This window comes from Bdellovibrionales bacterium (genome assembly GCA_018266295.1).
In the GTDB taxonomy this organism is placed as follows: domain Bacteria; phylum Bdellovibrionota; class Bdellovibrionia; order Bdellovibrionales; family Bdellovibrionaceae; genus JACMRP01.
Map to the genome: position 1 here is coordinate 248486 of JAFEAQ010000006.1, position 18999 is coordinate 267484.

20 protein-coding genes are annotated in these 18999 nt (G+C 49.0%); 10 read left to right on the forward strand and 10 right to left on the reverse strand.

Annotated features, from left to right (window positions below):
- The first annotated feature begins 383 nt into the window (after nt 1–383).
- From JSU04_05355 to JSU04_05375, 5 genes are all read left to right on the forward strand, one after another.
- Entirely contained in the window at nt 384–1436 is a 1053-nt protein-coding gene (locus tag JSU04_05355) for a CapA family protein (GenBank protein ID MBS1969709.1), read from the forward strand.
- Nucleotides 1437–1464: 28 nt separating this feature from the next.
- Nucleotides 1465–1866: a hypothetical protein gene (locus JSU04_05360; GenBank protein MBS1969710.1), complete on the forward strand. Its 402-nt coding sequence runs from the start codon at nt 1465–1467 to the stop codon at nt 1864–1866.
- 133 nt (nt 1867–1999) lie between these two features.
- Nucleotides 2000–2680, forward strand: coding sequence for a response regulator transcription factor (locus JSU04_05365; protein MBS1969711.1), 681 nt, complete (start codon nt 2000–2002; stop codon nt 2678–2680).
- A 96-nt stretch (nt 2681–2776) separates the two neighbouring features.
- Nucleotides 2777–4429: a sensor protein kdpD gene (locus JSU04_05370; GenBank protein MBS1969712.1), complete on the forward strand. Its 1653-nt coding sequence runs from the start codon at nt 2777–2779 to the stop codon at nt 4427–4429.
- Nucleotides 4430–4566: 137 nt separating this feature from the next.
- Nucleotides 4567–4884 (forward strand): hypothetical protein, encoded by a 318-nt coding sequence (locus JSU04_05375; GenBank protein ID MBS1969713.1) that lies wholly within the window; start codon nt 4567–4569, stop codon nt 4882–4884.
- A 13-nt stretch (nt 4885–4897) separates the two neighbouring features.
- Here the strand turns inward: JSU04_05375 and JSU04_05380 are convergent, their stop codons facing one another.
- Together JSU04_05380 and ald are read right to left on the reverse strand one after the other, a co-directional pair.
- Nucleotides 4898–5947 carry a nitronate monooxygenase gene (locus JSU04_05380; protein ID MBS1969714.1) on the reverse strand — a complete coding sequence of 350 codons (1050 nt, stop codon included), beginning with the start codon at nt 5945–5947 and terminating at the stop codon, nt 4898–4900.
- Between the two features lie 92 nt (nt 5948–6039).
- Nucleotides 6040–7146 (reverse strand): alanine dehydrogenase, encoded by a 1107-nt coding sequence (gene ald, locus JSU04_05385; GenBank protein MBS1969715.1) that lies wholly within the window; start codon nt 7144–7146, stop codon nt 6040–6042.
- A 251-nt stretch (nt 7147–7397) separates the two neighbouring features.
- Between ald and JSU04_05390 the strand changes: the two genes are divergently transcribed.
- Complete coding sequence (locus tag JSU04_05390; protein ID MBS1969716.1) at nt 7398–8324, forward strand: c-type cytochrome; 927 nt, start codon at nt 7398–7400, stop codon at nt 8322–8324.
- Between the two features lie 35 nt (nt 8325–8359).
- Here JSU04_05390 and JSU04_05395 read toward each other — a convergent pair whose 3' ends face one another.
- On the reverse strand, nt 8360–9268 hold the full coding sequence (locus JSU04_05395; GenBank protein MBS1969717.1) for a UDP-3-O-acyl-N-acetylglucosamine deacetylase: 909 nt from the start codon (nt 9266–9268) through the stop codon (nt 8360–8362).
- A 118-nt stretch (nt 9269–9386) separates the two neighbouring features.
- On the opposite strand from JSU04_05395, the gene JSU04_05400 reads away from it, so the two are divergent.
- A complete protein-coding gene (locus tag JSU04_05400) occupies nt 9387–9794 on the forward strand; it encodes a hemerythrin family protein (protein MBS1969718.1) in 408 nt (135 codons plus the stop codon).
- A 149-nt stretch (nt 9795–9943) separates the two neighbouring features.
- Nucleotides 9944–11263 carry a hypothetical protein gene (locus tag JSU04_05405; GenBank protein MBS1969719.1) on the forward strand — a complete coding sequence of 440 codons (1320 nt, stop codon included), beginning with the start codon at nt 9944–9946 and terminating at the stop codon, nt 11261–11263.
- Here the strand turns inward: JSU04_05405 and JSU04_05410 are convergent.
- Genes JSU04_05410 through ruvC form a run of 6 tightly spaced genes read right to left on the reverse strand, consistent with a single transcriptional unit; the run spans nt 11260 to nt 16301 of the window.
- Complete coding sequence (locus JSU04_05410) at nt 11260–12057, reverse strand: transporter substrate-binding domain-containing protein (protein MBS1969720.1); 798 nt, start codon at nt 12055–12057, stop codon at nt 11260–11262. The two genes, JSU04_05405 and JSU04_05410, sit on opposite strands and share 4 nt — an antisense overlap.
- Complete coding sequence (locus JSU04_05415; protein ID MBS1969721.1) at nt 12054–13100, reverse strand: sugar ABC transporter substrate-binding protein; 1047 nt, start codon at nt 13098–13100, stop codon at nt 12054–12056. Before JSU04_05415 ends, JSU04_05410 begins: the two co-directional genes overlap by 4 nt.
- Nucleotides 13101–13102: 2 nt before the next feature.
- Nucleotides 13103–14107, reverse strand: coding sequence for an asparaginase (locus JSU04_05420; protein ID MBS1969722.1), 1005 nt, complete (start codon nt 14105–14107; stop codon nt 13103–13105).
- Nucleotides 14108–14127: 20 nt separating this feature from the next.
- The gene (ruvB, locus tag JSU04_05425; GenBank protein MBS1969723.1) at nt 14128–15141 is read right to left on the reverse strand and encodes a Holliday junction branch migration DNA helicase RuvB; all 1014 of its coding nucleotides are present in this window, start codon (nt 15139–15141) and stop codon (nt 14128–14130) included.
- 39 nt (nt 15142–15180) lie between these two features.
- Nucleotides 15181–15771: a Holliday junction branch migration protein RuvA gene (gene ruvA / locus JSU04_05430; protein ID MBS1969724.1), complete on the reverse strand. Its 591-nt coding sequence runs from the start codon at nt 15769–15771 to the stop codon at nt 15181–15183.
- A 20-nt stretch (nt 15772–15791) separates the two neighbouring features.
- Complete coding sequence (gene ruvC / locus JSU04_05435) at nt 15792–16301, reverse strand: crossover junction endodeoxyribonuclease RuvC (GenBank protein MBS1969725.1); 510 nt, start codon at nt 16299–16301, stop codon at nt 15792–15794.
- Nucleotides 16302–16390: 89 nt separating this feature from the next.
- Here ruvC and JSU04_05440 point away from each other — a divergent pair, with 89 nt between their 5' ends.
- Complete coding sequence (locus JSU04_05440; GenBank protein ID MBS1969726.1) at nt 16391–17254, forward strand: tetratricopeptide repeat protein; 864 nt, start codon at nt 16391–16393, stop codon at nt 17252–17254.
- Between the two features lie 83 nt (nt 17255–17337).
- Nucleotides 17338–17904, forward strand: a complete 567-nt coding sequence (gene efp / locus JSU04_05445) for an elongation factor P (protein ID MBS1969727.1) — start codon at nt 17338–17340, stop codon at nt 17902–17904.
- 45 nt (nt 17905–17949) lie between these two features.
- On the opposite strand, the gene JSU04_05450 is transcribed toward efp, so the two are convergent.
- On the reverse strand, nt 17950–18810 hold the full coding sequence (locus tag JSU04_05450; GenBank protein ID MBS1969728.1) for a hypothetical protein: 861 nt from the start codon (nt 18808–18810) through the stop codon (nt 17950–17952).
- Nucleotides 18811–18999: the final 189 nt, after the last annotated feature.

The window sequence follows — 18999 nt, forward strand, 5'->3', positions numbered from 1 at the left end:
AAAGCTCTCAGAAGAAATCAAAACATACGAATTATAAACCAAAGCCCCTGCGGAAGTGACGGAATAAGTAAGTTCATATGTTCTTAGTACCTCCCTCTGAATAGGGTCAACTTATAGGTTGACCTTATTCAGAGGGGGCCTCTATCTCACGCTAAGACTTACCGCTCGCACAGGTGGGTTTTCGCCGGAAGGCCGGCCCCACTTGGGCGGGTCTCATGGATGGAAGCACTCTCACCACCTCTGGCCTCGGAATTGCCATACAGATCAGCGGCTCCGTAAAGAGCTGATTTATTCCCGACGGAGCTCGATTTGGGCTCCGTCGGGAACGCCAATTGGCGGTGTTGTTTAATTTTTCTACACGCTGGACGTGACTGGTGCGCTTTATGGTTAGACATATTTTTATCCTCTTAGCCGCCCTCGTGCTTTCTCCACAAGTGTTTGCAGCACCCGCCGGAGTTGTCGACGCCATCACCGTGTCCGCCGTCGGCGACGTTATGATGGGCACCACCTATCCCACCGACACCCTCCCGTCAGACGGTGGCAAAAAATTATTTAAGTACAGCAAAGAGTATCTCAAAGCCGCCGACATCCGCGTCGGCAACCTCGAAGGGACGTTGTACGACGGCGCCGTCGCCCTCGACGGTAAAGCCACGGGCCCGAACCGCTATCTCTTTCGCACACCGACCACCTATGCCCCCCTCCTCGTCGATGCGGGCTTCAACGTCATGAGTCTCGCAAACAATCACGCCATGGACTTCGGTAAAGCCGGCATCGAGTCCACAAAGAAAACCCTTCAAGCCAACGGCATCCAATACTCCAGCAAAATGGGCAAAGAGGTCGCACAGTTCAACATTCGCGGCATCAAAGTCGCTCTGATTTCTTGTGACTTCTACTCGGGCCCTCGCAGCATCAGCACTCCCGACGCCACTTACGCTGAGATCCGCGAGCTGAAGAAAAATTTCGACATCGTGATTGTCACTGCTCACGCCGGAGGCGAAGGCCGCGGCGCTGAACGCGTAAAAAACGCGCCTGAAATTTTCCTCGGCGAAAATCGCGGGAACTCCGTCGCCTTCGCCCGCACGGCTATCGACAACGGCGCCAGCCTCATTCTGATGTCAGGCCCCCACGTCCCCCGCGGCATGGAAGTCTATAAGAACAAACTCATCGCCTACAGCCTCGGAAACTTCGTTACCGGCCGCGGAATCAACATCGAAGGCTATGCCGGCGTCGCCCCCCTCCTGCGTGTGCAGATGGACCGCAACGGCAACTTCACGCAAGGCCATTTGGCCTCTTTCCGCCAAGCTCGCGACAATGGCGCTGTCTATGATAAAACAGGCTACGCTTTCAATTTCGTGAGCAAGCTCTCGGAGCTTGATTTTCCCCAAACTATGCCGCAGTTTGATGAGAAGACGGGCCGCATTTCTCCAGCAAAGTAAACACCCCGTCGGCAAAAGGACAGATTTCATGACAGCTCAACAACATTGCCCTTGTGGTCTCGAAAACACCTATGACGCTTGCTGCGGCCTTTACCACTCCGGCGAAGCGGATGCTCCGACGGCTGAGAAGCTGATGCGTTCGCGTTATTGCGCGTTCGTAAAAAAGGAATACGACTACCTTGAGGAAACCCTCGATCCGCAAACGTCTTTCGACTTCGACCATGAAGGCAATCGCGAGTGGGCTGACCGCATGAACCTGTACAAGCTCGAAATTCTGCGCGCCGAAGAAAATGGAAACAAGGCCACAATTGAGTTCAAAGCCTATTATCGTGAGAATGACGCCGAATTGGTTCACCACGAAGTCAGCAAGTTTCGCAAACAAGCGGGTGTTTGGTATTTCCGAGAAGGAAAAGTGTTTAAGACCACTTAGCTCATCTTTTCGGATCTTCCATAGTGTCTCGCAAAACTATGGAATAACTATGGATTCGCGTTTTATTCGCTCCTGTGGGAGACTGGACCTATCAGTTGACCTTCCACAGTTTCGGAAGCGAAAGGACGCGAAGATGCCTAAAGTACTCTTGGTTGAAGATGATCCGCAAATCTCTAAAAGTCTTAAAATGAGTCTTTCTTTCAGCGGCTACGATGTGAGTGTTGCAGAAAACATCGCTGATGGCTGGGACAATGTTTCTAAGCACATCTTTGATATTCTTCTTCTCGACGTGAATCTTCCAGACGGCAGCGGTCTTGACCTTTGCAGAAAAATCCGTGCGATGGGACAAAACGTTCCGATTTTGTTTTTGAGTGCGCGCACTGATGAAGCTGTGGTTGTTGAAGGCATGAACATCGGTGCTGAAGATTACATCCGCAAACCTTTCGGTACTGAAGAACTCAAGGTGCGCATGAACAAAGCGATGAAGCGCACAGATCCTGAAAAAAATCTTGTGGCGTATGGCCCTCTGAAACTCAGTCTTGAAAAACGCACAGTCACTCTTTTCGACAACCCGATCTCTTTAGGCAAGAGAGAGTTCGACATTCTCACAATCCTGGCGAAAAAAGCCGGCGAAGTGGTGTCTCGCGAACAGATCTTAGGCCTGCTCGAACCGAATTCTGAGCTCTACGACCGAACTATTGATTCACATATGAGTCACTTGCGTCGTAAAATGCGAGATGCAGGGAAAGAGGAAATCCAAATTCTTCCGGTGTACGGAGTTGGATACCGCCTTCTCTGGAAACAAGCGAACTAAAAGTTCGACAAACAGGCGAACTAGCAGTTCGACAAACAAGCGAATTAGTTCCGTTGAACTTGTGTTCATTTTTTTTGAATCAAGGTGTTTAGCTTTATGAAAAGCATGGCTTTCGTACGCCTTTTTGTGATCGGTTTAGTAGCAGCGTTCCTGCTGAGTATTGTTTCGTTGATTTCATTAAAAAAAATCATCGAGCTAAGCTCCGCAGAACATCGCCGCTTCTTTGTGATGTCGATCGCCAATCGTGTTGAAGAACGCCCTCTGAATGAAAACTCTCTGAAATTTTTTAACCCTAAACGTCCCCCGTTTGATGGTCCCGGCGGACCTCACTGCTGCAAAAAAGGAAGTTCCGACTTTCCCCCTCCAGGTGGGCCTGGAGACTTTCCTCCCCCACCTCCAGGAATGATGATGGAGGGTGGTCCCGGTGGGCCACCGCCTCCAGGAGGCCCCGGAGATTTCCCTCCATTCATGCCCCCACCACCGGACACTGGCAAAGCGATGCCCCCGCCTCCTCAGCAACCTCGTGGTGGCCCGTTTCCGCCGCGCTTGAATTTGTGGCTTGTCGGCGAAGACGGCAACGTCATCAGCACTAACAACGATAAACCATTGCCAGAAAAATGGCGCCGCGTGGGTTTACCAAAAGAGCCACACGAACTGACGACCAATGAAGGTATTTTCCGCCTGACGTCGACTTCCATTATCGTGAAGCTCGATTCAAAACCACCGGCTTACCTCGTTGCGATTCAAGATGAAGAAAGCTATCTGTCTGGTCCCCTCTTCTTCTCGCAGGCGGGATTGACCTTCGTCACCGTGTGTTTGGCGATTTTCTTCTCGCTCTTTTTCACGTTCTTGTATCTGCGCCGTAAATCCTATGATGCTAAGTCTGTCTTGTTGCGCCTTGAGCGTGGTGATTTAAAAGCCCGTTTTGAAATCAAGCGCATGGATGAGTTCGGGAATCTAATGCTCGACTTTAACCGTATGGCCAATGAAATCGAGCGCCTTGTTCATCGCATTCATGAAACCGAGAAATCGCGTAAGAACCTCTTGCAGGAGCTCGGTCACGATCTGCGCACTCCATTGACGGGACTGACGACGGCATTTGAAACACTGAAGTATCACTACACAAAAATTACTGATACCGATCGCGAAGAGCTTTTTACGATTATGGGCGGTGAAATCACCTACCTCCGTGACTTACTTGAGAAGCTTTTAACGATTGCGACTCTGGATGAGCCTCACTATAAGACTTCAACGGAGACGATTGATCTAGAGGACCTTATCGCGCAAGAAATCCAATCTCGTCAAAGTGGCGCAAAGTCTTCGAGCCCGATTCAGTGGCAATTTATATCCAAGATCTCCCAGGACAATCCGGACACTTTGCTTGGTGACCCACACTTGATTATGCGCTTACTCCGCAATGGTTTGGACAACGCCGCGAAGTTCGCGCGAACCAACGTTGCTGTGTCGCTGATTGGGACGAAAGACGGCTTTGAGATCTATATCAAAGATGATGGCCCTGGCATCACTGCTCAAGGTATTGAGAACTTCGGTAAGCGTCGCGACTATAGCGCCCGCTCCGTCAGTGGCATGAGTGGCCTTCAGTACTCCATCGGCCTTGGCTCGGTGATTATGAAAGCCGTCGCTGAACTCCACGGAGGCTCGGTCGAAATCAGCAATTGCGCAGGCACGGATGGCCAAACGGGTGCTTCATTAAAGATCTGTCTGCCTAAAACGCTCTCATCCGAGTGATCAGTGCCCAAAACTCCTCCCATGTCTAAACTATGAACACGCTTTTCCCATCAAAGGCTATACTTGAGTTCTGAGAATGGAATGCAGTTTGCTTTGAATCTGCCTGGTTTATAATTTTAATAAACATGGAGTATTTTATGAAAAAGTCTTTATTGATGGCACTGGTTTTGGCATCAGCATTTCAAGCACATGCTTACAACTGTTCAGACAAAGTGACCGGAGCAGAAGCTGGTAAATTTGAAGAGATTCCGACCACCGATGGAAGCCAAAAAATCACTTACATGTCTAACAGAACAACGACCGAAGGATGGGAGTTGTTGGTTGCAAATAATGGAAACTTATACAACGCCGATATGATGGTTCAGAATGGAAAAGATATCTTAGTTGGTAAGTTAGAAATGAAGTCGTACTACTTCGCCCTGACCCTGAACGGTCGCCAATTGGTTTGCGAATAAAAATACCTATTACTCAAGCTTCGGCATACTCGGCTGCGAGCATCTGAACGAGCTCCGCAGCCTTCATTGTCCGAATCTGTGCGACACCTTCGCCCGCCCACATTGATAAAAACTCTGGGCGACGCATTTGTGCGGCCTTCCCACGAATGTCCCGCGTAAAGGCGTTCTGCGCTGGAAACGGCAAAATTGCCGATTCTTTGTCTTTCATTTCCATCATGAAACGGTTTTCAATCCCCCGAGCGATACGCCCCGAGAAAGCCCGGGTTAAATGAGTCGTGCGCTGTTGGGTATCGAGCAAGAACAAACGATAAGCCTTATTCGTTCCCGCTTCTTCACAGAGAAGAAAGGCCGTTCCGAGCTGTGCTGCCTGCGCGCCGAGATCCACGGCGGCCTTAATCCCCTTGCCATTCATGATGGCACCGGCTGCGATGATAGGGACACGAATATGATCTTTCAATAAAGACACCAGCGGCAAGACACCAATCTGTGGGTCCTCTTTTTTGGCGTCAAAGATCGCACGATGTCCTCCGGCCTCAACCCCTTGAGCAATCACGGCCTCAACCCCAGCCTCTTGCAAGAGGAGAGCCTCATCTAAAGTCGTTGCCGTCCCCATCGTGTAAATACCTTCGCGCTGGCAAGCCTCGAGGTATTTTCTATCGAGTGAACCAAACACAAAGCTGAAAGCCGCGGGCTTTTCACGCAGCATAGCTTCAAATTGCGCATCGAAATTTTCCGCATACGGCGGTTTGAAGTCCGGCTTTTCTAGTTCGAGCTCATCACGATAGATCTTGGTCGCCTTGAGGGCTCGGTGCAAAGACATCTCGTCCAGCACAGGCTCTTCAGCCGGCACAAAAAGATTTACTACAAACGGTCGCTTGGTGAGCTCACGGGTCTTTTGAATTTCCTGAGTCATCAATTCCGGAGAAAGATAAGCACAACCGAGAGAACCAAGCCCCCCGGCATTACAGACAGCCGCCGCGAGAGCCGGTGTACTAGGACCGCCTCCCATAGGTGCGAGAATCAATGGAAGTTTCATCTCAAAGCGCTTCATCAAGTCGTTCATGAGTAAAATGATACTCCGATTCGCGCGAAAGACAAAAAAAACCCACATCTCTCGATGTGGGTTCACAAATTTAATCAGCCGAAGCTTTTAAATTACATTTTGTAAGGCTTGTATTCCATGCCCAAGTCACGAGCAACTGGTTCGTATACAACGTGGCCGCCGTAAACATTCAAACCTTTCAAAAGGTTTTTGTCTTTAGCAACAGCATCTTCAACGCCCATAGCAGCAAGCATAGAAGCGTATTTCAAAGTGACGTTCGTCAAAGCGTAAGTTGAAGTGCGTGGTACAACGCCTGGCATGTTAGGTACGCAGTAATGGATGACGCCATCAACTTCGTAAGTTGGGTTTTGGTGAGACGTCGGACGGCAAGTCTCGATGCAACCACCTTGGTCCACCGCAACGTCAACAACCACAGAACCTTTAGACATAGAAGAAATCATGTCTTTAGAAACCAAAGTTGGAGCTTTGTGGCCGGTAATGAGAACACCACCGATAACCAAGTCAGATTCTTTGACTGAATCTTCGATGTTTTTTGCATTTGAGAACAAAGTCATGCAACGACCTTGGAAAATATCATCAAGATATTCCAAGCGAGCTGTGTTCACATCAAGGATTGTCACAGAAGCGCCCAAGCCCACAGCCATTTTCGCTGCGTTCGTACCAACAACACCACCACCGATGATTGTGACTTTGCCTGGTTTCACGCCAGTAACGCCACCCATAAGGATGCCTTTACCGCCGTGGTCCTTCTGAAGGTAGTAAGCGCCGATTTGAGTCGCCATACGACCGGCAACTTCAGACATCGGAGTCAAAAGTGGCAAAGCACCATTGTCCAACTGAATTGTTTCGTAAGCGATGGCTTTTACTTTTCTCTCGCACAATACTTTTGTCAATTTTGGCTCAGCCGCCAAGTGCAAGTATGTGTAGATGATTTGATTTTCTCTCATGAGCTCATACTCATCTGGGAGTGGCTCTTTCACTTTCATGATCATGTCAGCTTTAGCGTATACTTCTTTTTTAGTATCGATGATTTTCGCGCCAGCTTTTTCGTATTGTTCGTTGGTAATACCGCTACCAACACCCGCATCTTTTTCAACGATGATTGAATGACCTTCTTTAACGAGCTGGCGAACGCCGGCTTCAGTCATACCCACACGGTTTTCAGAAATCTTGATTTCCTTAGGAACCCCAATAAGCATAATATCTCCTGTTTTTCTACGCTTGGTAACGACATCGAAATATGCCACATCGCCTTGGGATTGCAAGGCGTGTGTTCACCCTCCGAAGCACGCTCCCATAACTCTTTGCATTAAGCTCTGTAAGTTGTTTCGATATCCACGGAACAGGGAATGTCTCATTATAAGACCAAAAGTCGAGAGTTCGCTGAATGTGTGGAAATTCTCCATGACGCTTGTATCCTAAAGTCAGTCTACTTTGGGGGAATGTACTCATGAAGAGTCTTATGGTTCGCACGATCCTTGTGATCGCATCTATTGCTATGACAGCTATTTTATTCCAGAACTGCTCACAGAGCTTTAAAGCCGAAGACAGCAACGGAGCCGCGGACCTCGGGTCCTCAGCCAACCACGACACCCCACACATTACCTCTGTCTCAACCAAGATGGAGCCCAATACCGACATGGAGTTCTCAGTCTTTGCCGACTCCCTTTTGCCATCGACCAGCTATGAGTGGTCACACACTTTGAATGGCACCCCGTCGGCTTGTGCCCTGAAAAACGGCAATAAAGCGACCACCTACATTATTAACTGCGCCCAGGCCGGTAGCCTCGTGGTGAAGGTCAATGCGCTTGAGGGCAATACTCCAGTGACGATCGCGCCTTACACGCTCACTCTGACAACCACGCCAACGACGGGCACGCCCTCTACCAACGAGATCAACTTGCAGGTGAATTTCTCGATCCCGGCCAGTACAGGCGCGACTCCTTGGAATACAACAGCCACCGTGGTTGAAACTTTCATCGGTCAAACTTTGAAGTTCACGAATAACGACAGCGTCGTTCACCAAATGCATACCGGTGGCAAACCGTGCCCGCACGGCTCTGCCATGAATCCAGGAGCTTCTACGAATTGTGTAATCTCAAAGGCCTACAACTATAAAACAGATGGCAATCTGTATGATCACAACCTCGGCACGAAGTCGCCATTCTATATGATTGCTTACGATGGTTCGGCTCTCTACACGACAAACTGTGCAAGCTGCCACGGGGCCCTTGCCAGTTCTGCGAAAAAAGGTGCGCGCGTTTCTCAGATCAAGAATGCGCTGTCGGCTGTTCCGCAAATGAATACAAATGCCAATTTGATGAATTTGACTCAGAGACAGATCGAAGCGATTTCATTCGCACTCGGCGGCAAGTAGAAAATAGATAATGGAAAATAGACGGTCGAGTACGACTACTGAGGAACAACCCAGCCTGAGAAGCGCTGGACTTCCTCAGTGATATCCGCCCCTAGCTCCACATGACGGAAGCTCTGCGGGGAATCCATAATCTTACGAACCAATTTATTCATAATATCATGGCCGGCCTTGTAGAGAACGACGTGGCCCATGAGCGGCATTTCCAGAGTCACAAGATCCCCCAAAGCATCGAGAGTTTTATGACGAACAAACTCGTCAGCAAAACGAAGGCCCTCGGGGTTGATCACTGTTTCATGATCCAAAACAATCGCATTCTCCAAGCTGCCGCCTTTTGCAAGACCGCGGGCTTTGAGCGCCTCGACGTCTTTTAAGAAACCAAAGGTACGAGCGTTAGCAACATCGCGGCCGAAACTCTGTTCGTTCACATCGATGTCCATCTTTTGCAGACCAATCGCCGGATGAGGGAAGTCGATGGTCACTGTCAAACGCAGGCCATGGTAAGGAACCACGTAGGCGTGTTTTTCGCCCTCAGAGAAATAAATCGGCTCAGTGATATAGCAATACTTGCGGGGCTGATCTTGCTCCACCATACCGACTTCAAGAAGCGCTTTTAAGAAGTCCCTGGCACTGCCATCCCCGATCGGGATTTCAGGGCCATCGAGCTCAACAAAAAGGTTGTCGATACGTAAAGCCGAAAGTGCTGATAAACAATGTTCAATCGTAGCCACACTGAAGGCCGGGCCACCGATGGTGGTTGCATGGGAAGTTGCTTGAACGTTTTTAGCAGAGACCTTTAAAGACGGAGAACCCGGCAGGTCCGTTCTTACGAAATAAACGCCTGTGTCTGGTGGCGCCGGGCGGAATGTCAGTGTGCAGGGATCGCCCGAGTGAATACCAATGCCATGAACGAGAGTTTTTTTGCGAATCGTCTTTTGTAAGAACATGGGCTGAATCTACCCCAAAGGCTGGCTCCCTGTCAAAAAATCCTGATTTGTGGCTTTTAAGCTCCATTTTCGAACGCAGCAGCCGATAAGAAATACACTCAAATTGAAGGAGGCCGTCGTGGCACATATTTTCCAGTGGGATCCAAGCAAACTTAGCATTCACGTCGACAAGATGGACCAAGAGCATATCAAACTCATCAACCTGATGAATAAGCTTGCGACCCGCTACGAAGAAAAGGCTCCTTTTACTGAGCTCGTGAGTATCGCCAAAGAACTGCAAAGTTGGACGATCACACACTTCGATCATGAGGAGAAGTTTTTCGACACTCTTCCCTACTCCCATGCGAACGTTCACAAAAAGATCCACAAAGACCTGCTCGCAAAATTAGACGACCACGTTAAGAACTTTGAGAAGTCTAAAACTTTGACAGATGAGTTCTTCCGATTCCTCAAAGTGTGGTTGACCGCACACATCGCCGGCATTGATATGAAATATGGTGACATTGCCAACAAGAAGGCAGCTTAATTTCTCTATTATTTCAGTGGGAACACCGTTCTCACTTTGAGAAAGACTGTCTTGAATCCTGACATTGTTGAAACTCTAAGGAGTTTTAGACATCGTGGGCCTTCCCGTGGTGGCCCCCTGCTTGCATTACCTGACAACAGGGGGAATGAATGGGGAAGTTAACACTGGTAGCACTCACTGGGATGTTGGTTTTATTGTTCCAGAACTGTTCCAAAACAGGCTTCTCAATTGATGACGTCACTGGCACCGGCGGAATGTCCGCTTCGGCTGCATCTACCGACAACGCCTTAGGCAATGACGTTGTTCTCCGTCTCGAACCGGCACTCGCCATTCGCGGTATGGGCTGCGTTCAATGTCACGCCAATGTCGACTCTAGCATCGTGACCGACTTCGGTTATAAAGGTGATGGCAAAGGCCGTGACTACTTCTTTAGCTTGCCGGCTCAAACTGTCGGCTCGGTCACAACAACATGGAATAGCGGTGGTATCTACGGAGACCACGGCAATAACTTCAACACCATGACGATTCCTGCCGACAAATCTGTGTTTGTTCCTAAGGCCGTTGCGCCTGCGGCTGTGACAACAGCAACTGCGGCAAAAACTTTGGCTGAATATATTCGTGGTCAATTCGCTAAATCAACAGATGCAGGCACAAAGGCCGCCAACGTCTATGAAAAATCCAGCATCTATATTGGTGCACCGACTGAAACAGACCTCGCAAATGCTTTTGGTGGTTTCGCTGCCAATGAAAGACAAAAATACTTCCGCGATCCTGTGGGCTCACCCCTCGCTGGCTTGCAGGATCGCGGCAACTTCTTCCAAAACAACAGCGTTGTGACTTGCGACGGAGACCTTCTGTTGCGCGGTCCTTTGCTCTTGCAAAACTTGCAACTGAATACCAGCACAGGTTGCCGTATTCACGTGATCGGTTCTGTCTTCATCTACGGTCCGATTTCATTCACGAACGCGAACGCCAACCGCAACATTCAGATCACTTCAACCAAAGCGATCGCAATGGGTCTTGGTAACGTAAAACCGGGCGCCACATTCTGTGAACCAAACAGCAACTGGGCTGTCTATCCAACAGATCCAAGCTGGGCGAAAGCATCTTCTATGATCAGCCGCTTTACTGATATCTGGACAGATCCAAGTTTCATGCTTCGTCAAAGCGGCGATCCGAAAGCTTTCGGCAACTCCGTTCTTGCTGAAGCTGCCATCATCGAAGCGGCCGTCGGAACTCTGTACGATGCTGCTTGCCGCGGTGAAGGCCGTAACGTTTCTTTCGAAAGAATCGTGTTGAACGCGCCCGTGGTTCACAGCCGCTATCAAGGCAACGTCTCAGGCACCATCATCGCTGAATTTGCAGTTATGGCCTTGGGTGACTTTAAATTCAAATTTGACCCGGTCTTCTTGCACGAGCCGCTCTTCCCACGCTTGAGCAAGAAAATCTATCTTGATGTAGTCGACTAGTACGGCAGAAGATTTTCCCAATCCATCAGATTGTACTTTTTAAGAATCTGCTTCAGACGCCCGCTCTTGCGGGCGTTTTCAAACCACTCGGCGACTTCTTTATCGAGTTTGCGAAAACCTGCTTTATTTTTCTTTGAAAACATCACCACCGAGCCAAAGCCGGCAAAAGACGCCGGAATGACATGCACCAGAGTGCCTTTGGTCTGTGCGGCACTATAACGAAGCACATTGAAATCACCGAGAGCTACATCTGCCCGCTTGGTTTTCATCATCAGGATCATTCGCTGTGAGATATCTGCGCCGCTGATTTCAACCAGCTCGGTTTTCTTTCCGCTCTGAGTTTCATCCTGCACACTTTCGCGGAAGTCATCGGTCTCAGGCCCCATATACGAAAAAATAATCGTTTTCCCGGCAAGATCAGAAAGATCATACAGACTTTCTAAACGCGTTTTCCCCATAGTGAGGGCACCGGCATAGCTCACGCCAAAGGGAGTTTCAACAATATCCACATTGGGAAGATAGCGAATCACATACCCTGGCAAAATAGCATAATCGATTTCATTCTTTTGCACCGAAGACGCTTGGCGCATGGCTGGGATTTCAACATATTCAAACTTGTAGTGATACTTTTTAGCGATCTCCTCAAGGATATCGTAAATATATCCCGTGGGACGGCCCATCTCAGCCATCCCGGTATAAGGCAAAATCCACTCCGTTCCGATCCGAATTTTCTCAGGAGCAGCAAAAGCGAAAACCGAAAAAAACGAGAGCGCCAGGAACATCCACTTATTCACTGCCTCCTCCCCTGAATGCGTTTGATCGAACTTTCCCAGAGAGCACGGTCTTTTGTCCACTCTTTGCGGAAGGTCGCGGGGATATCACTCATCCACCCGGAATACATCGAAGCCGTCTTCGCCGTCACCGGAAAAGTCGGCACGAGAATTTTCTTGGCAGGAACACGGCCGTTTAAGAGATCCGCTGCTGCGACAAAGCTTTGCCGCCCTATTTCACCACAGAACTGAGCGGAATCGATCACCGTGATGTTATTTTTAACGATGTTCTTGATGGACTCAGGATCACCATCGACTGTTGCGTGCTTGATTTCAGTGCGGCCTGCGGCTTGTAGTTCTTTGACGATCGCAATGCCGCCGCCGTCATTTACAGACACGATCACATCCACAGAACCTTTTTGCGGGAAGTCTTTTAAAAAATCCTGTGCGGCTTTTTTTCCACCGATAGGTTCTACCGCTTCATATGTTTTTAGCACTTGAAAATCTTGATCCAGGTGACGAAGGGTATCGAAAAATCCGTCCAGGCGATCCGTCGTCGATGAAACTTTAGGATAGGCAAAAACCACGATCCGAATTTGTGTTTCTTTAGGATAGAAAGAAGAAATATACTCAGCATTCAAGCGGCCCGCCTGATAGTTGTCGCTCGTAACGAAGGCTTCGAGATCTCCGCCGACAATATACTGGTCAAAAGCAACCACGGGGATTTTAAGCCTATTGGCTTCTTGCAGTTTATACGACAAAGCCGCGTTGTCCGTTGGCTGAATGATAATGACTGCCGGTTTTAAAGAAATGGCTTTAGCGAATTGCTCAATTTGATTTTTAATTCCGGCTTTACCGTCACCGGCAACAAAGGGAATGATTTCAATTTTATCTTCGGGTTTAGATTTTTTATTATAGCGAGCGGCCTCGGATTCGAGGCCTTTTCTCATGGCGACCTGGCCTTCGATGTTGCTGCTCCAATACAGAGCCGCCACTTTGCGAGATTCCGCGAAGGCGGTCAGACTAAAAAGTCCGATAAGTACTCCAAGCCAAATCCTTGCCACCATAGTTATGTCGGCATTTTGACACGAATACTGCCGACCTCCACACCTTTCCAGTTTTTCACCTTTGGTTCCAGATACTTTTTCAGTGATTGCTTTTCGTCCTCTTTCAACACACCCATTTTGTCGAGTAAAAAAGCCGTCGCCGCTTGCGATGCTCGAGAAGCTCCGTCTTCTGCTTTAATGGCAAAAGCCCAGCCCTTTTCAGGAATCACACCACAAAAAACACCCTCTGCGCCATTTTTAATGATGCAACGGCCTTTCGTCACCTGAATAAAATCTGTGGTAAAATCATCTGTCCCAGAAACATAAAAAGGCTCAGCTCGAACAGCATCCAAGATTGTTTGTGCGGCCGCACGTCTTTTATCGGATTCTCGTGGATTGATCAGAGCTTGCATGCCGATTGCCAGGTTCTGAAGTGGAACAGCGTATGTCAATATACCGCACCCATCGATTCCATAATGGGCCTTTTCGTGATCAAAGCGCATCACCTCAGAAAGAACTTTGCGCATACGCACTTGCGCCGGATGCGAATACTTTTCGTAGCCTTCCGGATTTTCTTTGAGATGCAAACACGTCGCGATGATTCCACTGTGCTTACCAGAGCAATTATTCACAATTGGAGTGGGTGTAATATTCCGGCGGATCATCTCGTGCGCAGTGGCTTCGTTCGCTGGCAAATGACCACCACAAACAAACTGCTCTTCGCGAATACCCGCTTTTTTCATGATTTCAGTCACAGCCAGAATATGATTTTTCTCACCCCGGTGCGAAGAACACACAAGAGCTAAGTGCTTCGGTTCAAAACCAAAAGCCTCATAGGCGCCGGACTCTACAAACGGCAGTGCTTGAAGCATCTTAATCGCTGAACGCGGAAACGTCAGGTAGTCGACATTCCCGAAATAAAGTGCAGGCACTGCTCTTTCATCCACAACAACGGCCATGACTTGGTGCTGACTTTCCACCACCGAACCACGCAACACTTCCACGGAAAGAGGAATTCTTGCTTTCATTTTTTCATCCTCGTACGAGGCTAATTGGACCCCGTAGTTTCAAATACTTGGTTTTTAGCAAACTCTGTGATCACACGACCGCGCTGAGTCTTCTGGATGAAGCCTTCTTGCAGCAAGAACGGCTCGTAAACTTCTTCGATGGTGTCGCGCTCTTCACTCAGAGCCGCCGCGATCGTTTCAACGCCGACAGGACCGCCGGCATATTTTTCATGTATAAGCTGTAAAATACGGCGATCCATCGGATCCAAGCCGTGGCGATCCACGCCGAGCAAATTCAACGCTGAATTTGCAAGATCTTGCGTGATCACACCATTGGACTGCACTTGCGCGAAGTCACGCACGCGCTTGAGCAAACGAATCGCCACACGCGGAGTTCCGCGGGAACGGCGAGCGATTTCTTCTGCCCCACCCTTTTGAATCGTCAGATTCAAAATCTTCGCATCACGTTCAACGATTTGCTGTAACGACTCGCGATCGTAGAAATTCATTCTTTCAACAATCCCGAAACGATCCCGGAACGGAGAATTCAATAAACCAGCGCGCGTGGTTGCACCGATCAATGTGAAGGGTGCTAATTGGAACTTCATCGAGCGCGCGCCGAGACCTTCGCCGGTCACGATATCGATGTAGTAATCTTCCATCGCCGTATAGAGATATTCTTCCACATGGCGGCTGAGACGGTGAATTTCATCAATGAACAAAACAGAGTGGGGCTTGAGGCTCGTCAAAATCGCCGCAAGGTCGCCCTTTTTATCGATCGCAGGAGCTGAAGTGGCTTTGAAGTCCACTTCCATCGCGTTCGCGATGATTTTCGCAAGAGTGGTTTTACCAAGTCCCGGAGGACCGCTCAAAAGTGTGTGGTCCAAAGCTTCGGCACGGCCTTTGGCGGCACCCACGAAGATCTTTAGCTTTTCTTTCACTTCTTGCTGACCAGGGAAGTCTTCGAATGTTTGAGGACGAAGAATATTCTCCCAAGACTTTTCGCCTTCAGCGAGAGTGCCTTCCAAAATTCGACCCGTGCGGTTTTCTTCCATCTTAATTTCCATATCTCAACCTATTTTCTATTTTCTAAGCTAGAGCGGTCCTGAAAGGGCCGCTAAGCCTTTACGGATGCTGTCTTCCAAGTCCGCATCTTTCGGCAGTGTCGATACGTACTGCTCTACTGCAAGAGGCTTAAAGCCCAAGTTCAACAGTGCCGAAGAAATCTCAGGATGCGGGTTCGGAGCTTTTTTCTTGCTCGCCGGCTCGTCTTTTTCAATCAGAACAAGCTTGCCTTTCAGAGTGAGAATAATTTGCTCGGCGGTTTTCTTACCCACCTTCGGCAGGCTTGAAAGCGCTTTGGCATTCCCGCTTTCGATCATCTCGTGAATCTGCGGCACGCGGCCGCCGGAAAGAATGCTTAACGCCATCTTGGGACCGACACCATTTACTTTTAACAGCGACAAGAACAAATTCTTTTCTTCTTTTGAGTGAAAGCCAAAAAGTTGAAAGGCATCTTCGCGAACATGAGTGTGAATCCACACGATCACTTCTTTGTGCAGAAGCGCTTGCAAATCCATCAGCGTGTTTACTGAAGCAAGGATCTCATAGCCAACACCGTTGACATCGATCAAGGCCGCATCCGGCGCTACTTCAACCACTTTTCCTTTAAGATAACCGATCATAAAGACCTCTTAGAATAAAATTACAATTCAACCGCGCGACGAACCAGCTGCTGCTTTTGAATTTCGTAAGCATGATGGCAGGCCATCGCCAAGGCGTCCGAAGCATCCAGGCGTTCGATTTTTGGCAAACGCAACAGAGCTTTCAGCACGGCTTGCACCTGTTCTTTGCTGGCTCCCCCATCCCCTGTCACGCCTTTTTTCACAAGGCGCGTGGCGTACTCGAAAACTTCCGCGCCGCCGCGGACCGCTTCATACATCACCACACCGCGGGCATGCCCCAGTTTGAAGGCACTGTCGGCATTTTTACCGAGGAAGATTTTTTCGATGGCAACTTGATCCGGTTGATACTTCTGCATGATTTCCTGAAACGCGGTCCCGAGCTGCATCATGCGCGTTGGAAAGCCCGCATCGGTGTCCATCACGATCACGCCGTGACTGACATGTTCCAGCTGACCGCCACGCGAAACGCGGATCAAACCAAAACCAGTAATGCGCGAACCGGGATCGACTCCCAAAATCAGTGAACTCATCAGGGTATTTGAATTCGTCTCTGAGGCTCGGTCAATAACAATAAAAAGCTCTATTGAATTTCTTAAACAGGGATGCAACAATATCCGAGATGCCCAAAATCGAAGCAAGCGCCATAGAGAAATACCAAGTCATTCTACAAAAAGATCCGAACTCTCAGGTCTTCGCCCCGCTTGCTGAAGCTTACCGCGAAATGGGAATGCTCAAAGAAGCAGCGACGGTCGCGCAAAATGGAGTGAAGCGTCACCCTACTTTTGCCTCTGGGCTTGTGGTTTACGCCCGCATCATGAAAGACATGAACCGCCCGGAAGATAGCTTAAAGTTGGTGCAAAAAGCCATTCAGCTATCACCGGAAAATATTTTGGCGCATCATCTACAAGCCGAAATTTATTTACAAAACAAGCAACCAAAAGAAGCTTTGAAAGCTTTCAAGATGGTTTTGTTTTTAAATCCTCAGAGTGAGCGTGCCCGCAAAGCCGTGACCAAACTTGAAAGCCTGACGGCGGACGAGTACGATGACGATGTTTTTGAGATGAGCAAAATTGGCTCTCTCAAAGAGCAATTCTGGATCGAAGACGAAGAAATCGAAGAGGCCGGCATTCACACGGCTTCGGAAATTCCAACCGAGTCCGTGGTTGCAAAAAAAGGCCCGCAAACTCCGCGTGGCCTTGAAAGAATGTTGTCGCTGATTGATGCCTTTATCGTTCGCAATGATCTGAATAAAGCCAAAATGCTTTTGAGTGATACACAGACCGAGTTCGGCGATCACCCCGAGATTTTGCAGCGGATGAAGCTCCTCCATAGCCGTAGCGGCTCGATGATGGCGGCTTCCACAGATGAAGATCATGCGACTCCTTTGAAGCCTTTGGTCTCTCGCGAGAAGGCCATCAGCCAGAAAAAACTCGAAGTTCTCGAGATGATGCTCCGCAATATTGGCGAATATAGACAGGTTTAATAACCCGTCTTCGCCTCTTTTCATTGACCGGCCCCCGCCTCCTTAGATTATATTGGCTCCTCTTAATTACAAATGGGGATGCTATGTACGAAACGGCAGATTTTAAAAAAGGTCTTAAGATCATGGTTGAAGGCAAACCTTACGTGATCGTTGATTTCCAACACGTAAAGCCTGGTAAAGGGAACCAGTTCAGCCGCACAAAATTGCGCAATCTTTTGACTGGTCAAAATCTCGAAGTCACTTTCAAATCTGGTGAAAAATTCGAAGTACCAAACGTAGAAAACAAAGAGATGACGTTCTTGTACAAAGACGACTCCGGTTATGCGTTCATGGACCAAGAGTCTTACGAGCAAATCTCTATGTCTGATGACGACCTCGGCGATTCAAAATACTACCTGACTGAAAACTTGAAAGTTGTGATCTTGTTCTACAACGAAAAAGCCGTCGCTGCGGACGTTCCAAAAGCTGTGAACTTGAAAGTCACTAAATCTGATCCAGGCATCAAAGGCGACCGCGTCTCTGGCGCGACGAAGCCTGCAACAATGGAAACGGGCCTTGTGGTTCAAGTTCCGTTGCACATCAATGAAGGCGATGTTCTTCGCATCGACACTTCAACTGGTGATTACGTAGAACGCGTCAATATGAAGTAAACTCTAAAGCCCGCTTGAAAAAGCGGGCTTTTTTTTTGAGAATTTCTATGAAGAGTGCTTCTTGCGCTTCTTCTTTTTGCCGCCACCGCTGTCATGATGAACGCCGCTCGTGACATGAGCCCCTTTCGGAGTTTTTACGGGTTTATAGACCGCACGCGGAGCAGGCCTGCTTGCCATCAGCGTCTCGGGACGCGGGAGTTTCGGATGATCTGCCAAGTGCGACCAAGCTTCGGGCTTGGTTTCAAGCACAGGATTTTTGCTCTGATACGTCTGCACTTGCGTGACTGCTGGCTGTATGGCCGCAGACCAATGCTGCGCCTCGGGTGAGTTTGCCGCATACATTGTCGGCGGAGATAAAATCACAGTTTCTTTCTGATAAGCGACGTACTGGCGCACTACATAGAAGTGCGTGCTTTCGCTCATACCCGCACTCGATGGCATGGGTTCCACGTTGGGCGGAACCTCGAGAGCCGCGTACTGAGCTGGATCCGGCATATCACCCGTTTCCGACAAATCTTGATAGCGACGAATTTGCTCCGTAAATGACGTGTTGGCGATCTCGCGAATGGTTGCAGGATCATTCGCGTGTTTTGCTTTTTCGCACTCAGCGAACTCAAGACCGATCTTCACGTAGGCCTTCGTAAAATACTTGTCCTTCTCGCTGTAACGATCCTCAATCCTTGCACCCTTCGGAATGAAAGAGCACTCGTTGGCCAGATCTTCCAGCGCAAGTCCCTCGGCTTTGAACTGCGCACGCTCTGCATTGCCATCTTCGGCTGAGCCTACATAGACGATGTAACCATTATCCACAATGCGCGTCGGTTGAGTGAGCCACACCGGCTTTTCAACTTTCGGTTGAGAAGCACACGCACCTAAAAGCCCTAAAAACAAAATCATTTTCTTCATCGAAGGGTCCTGCAGCTTTTCTTTACTTTGTCTTCTAGTCTAGGAGAACCCCAGCCATCTGCAATGAAACAATTATGGAAGACGGTCTCCTCGCCCCGAGGGCCGACCTTTGGACTTGTGACAGGTAAATCCGCCTAGCCTTTCACCTTGAAATGCCGAGATTTTTCGCCCGATTCTCAAGCGTTTTCC

Coding starts and splice junctions, on each gene's coding strand:
- JSU04_05355 (MBS1969709.1), top strand. CDS start 384: ATGGTTAGACATATTTTTATCCTCTTAGCCGCCCTCGTGCTTTCTCCA.
- JSU04_05360 (MBS1969710.1), top strand. CDS start 1,465: ATGACAGCTCAACAACATTGCCCTTGTGGTCTCGAAAACACCTATGAC.
- JSU04_05365 (MBS1969711.1), top strand. CDS start 2,000: ATGCCTAAAGTACTCTTGGTTGAAGATGATCCGCAAATCTCTAAAAGT.
- JSU04_05370 (MBS1969712.1), top strand. CDS start 2,777: ATGAAAAGCATGGCTTTCGTACGCCTTTTTGTGATCGGTTTAGTAGCA.
- JSU04_05375 (MBS1969713.1), top strand. CDS start 4,567: ATGAAAAAGTCTTTATTGATGGCACTGGTTTTGGCATCAGCATTTCAA.
- JSU04_05380 (MBS1969714.1), bottom strand. CDS start 5,947: ATGAACGACTTGATGAAGCGCTTTGAGATGAAACTTCCATTGATTCTC.
- ald (MBS1969715.1), bottom strand. CDS start 7,146: ATGCTTATTGGGGTTCCTAAGGAAATCAAGATTTCTGAAAACCGTGTG.
- JSU04_05390 (MBS1969716.1), top strand. CDS start 7,398: ATGAAGAGTCTTATGGTTCGCACGATCCTTGTGATCGCATCTATTGCT.
- JSU04_05395 (MBS1969717.1), bottom strand. CDS start 9,268: ATGTTCTTACAAAAGACGATTCGCAAAAAAACTCTCGTTCATGGCATT.
- JSU04_05405 (MBS1969719.1), top strand. CDS start 9,944: ATGGGGAAGTTAACACTGGTAGCACTCACTGGGATGTTGGTTTTATTG.
- JSU04_05415 (MBS1969721.1), bottom strand. CDS start 13,100: ATGGTGGCAAGGATTTGGCTTGGAGTACTTATCGGACTTTTTAGTCTG.
- JSU04_05420 (MBS1969722.1), bottom strand. CDS start 14,107: ATGAAAGCAAGAATTCCTCTTTCCGTGGAAGTGTTGCGTGGTTCGGTG.
- ruvB (MBS1969723.1), bottom strand. CDS start 15,141: ATGGAAGAAAACCGCACGGGTCGAATTTTGGAAGGCACTCTCGCTGAA.
- ruvA (MBS1969724.1), bottom strand. CDS start 15,771: ATGATCGGTTATCTTAAAGGAAAAGTGGTTGAAGTAGCGCCGGATGCG.
- ruvC (MBS1969725.1), bottom strand. CDS start 16,301: ATGAGTTCACTGATTTTGGGAGTCGATCCCGGTTCGCGCATTACTGGT.
- JSU04_05440 (MBS1969726.1), top strand. CDS start 16,391: ATGCCCAAAATCGAAGCAAGCGCCATAGAGAAATACCAAGTCATTCTA.
- efp (MBS1969727.1), top strand. CDS start 17,338: ATGTACGAAACGGCAGATTTTAAAAAAGGTCTTAAGATCATGGTTGAA.
- JSU04_05450 (MBS1969728.1), bottom strand. CDS start 18,810: ATGAAGAAAATGATTTTGTTTTTAGGGCTTTTAGGTGCGTGTGCTTCT.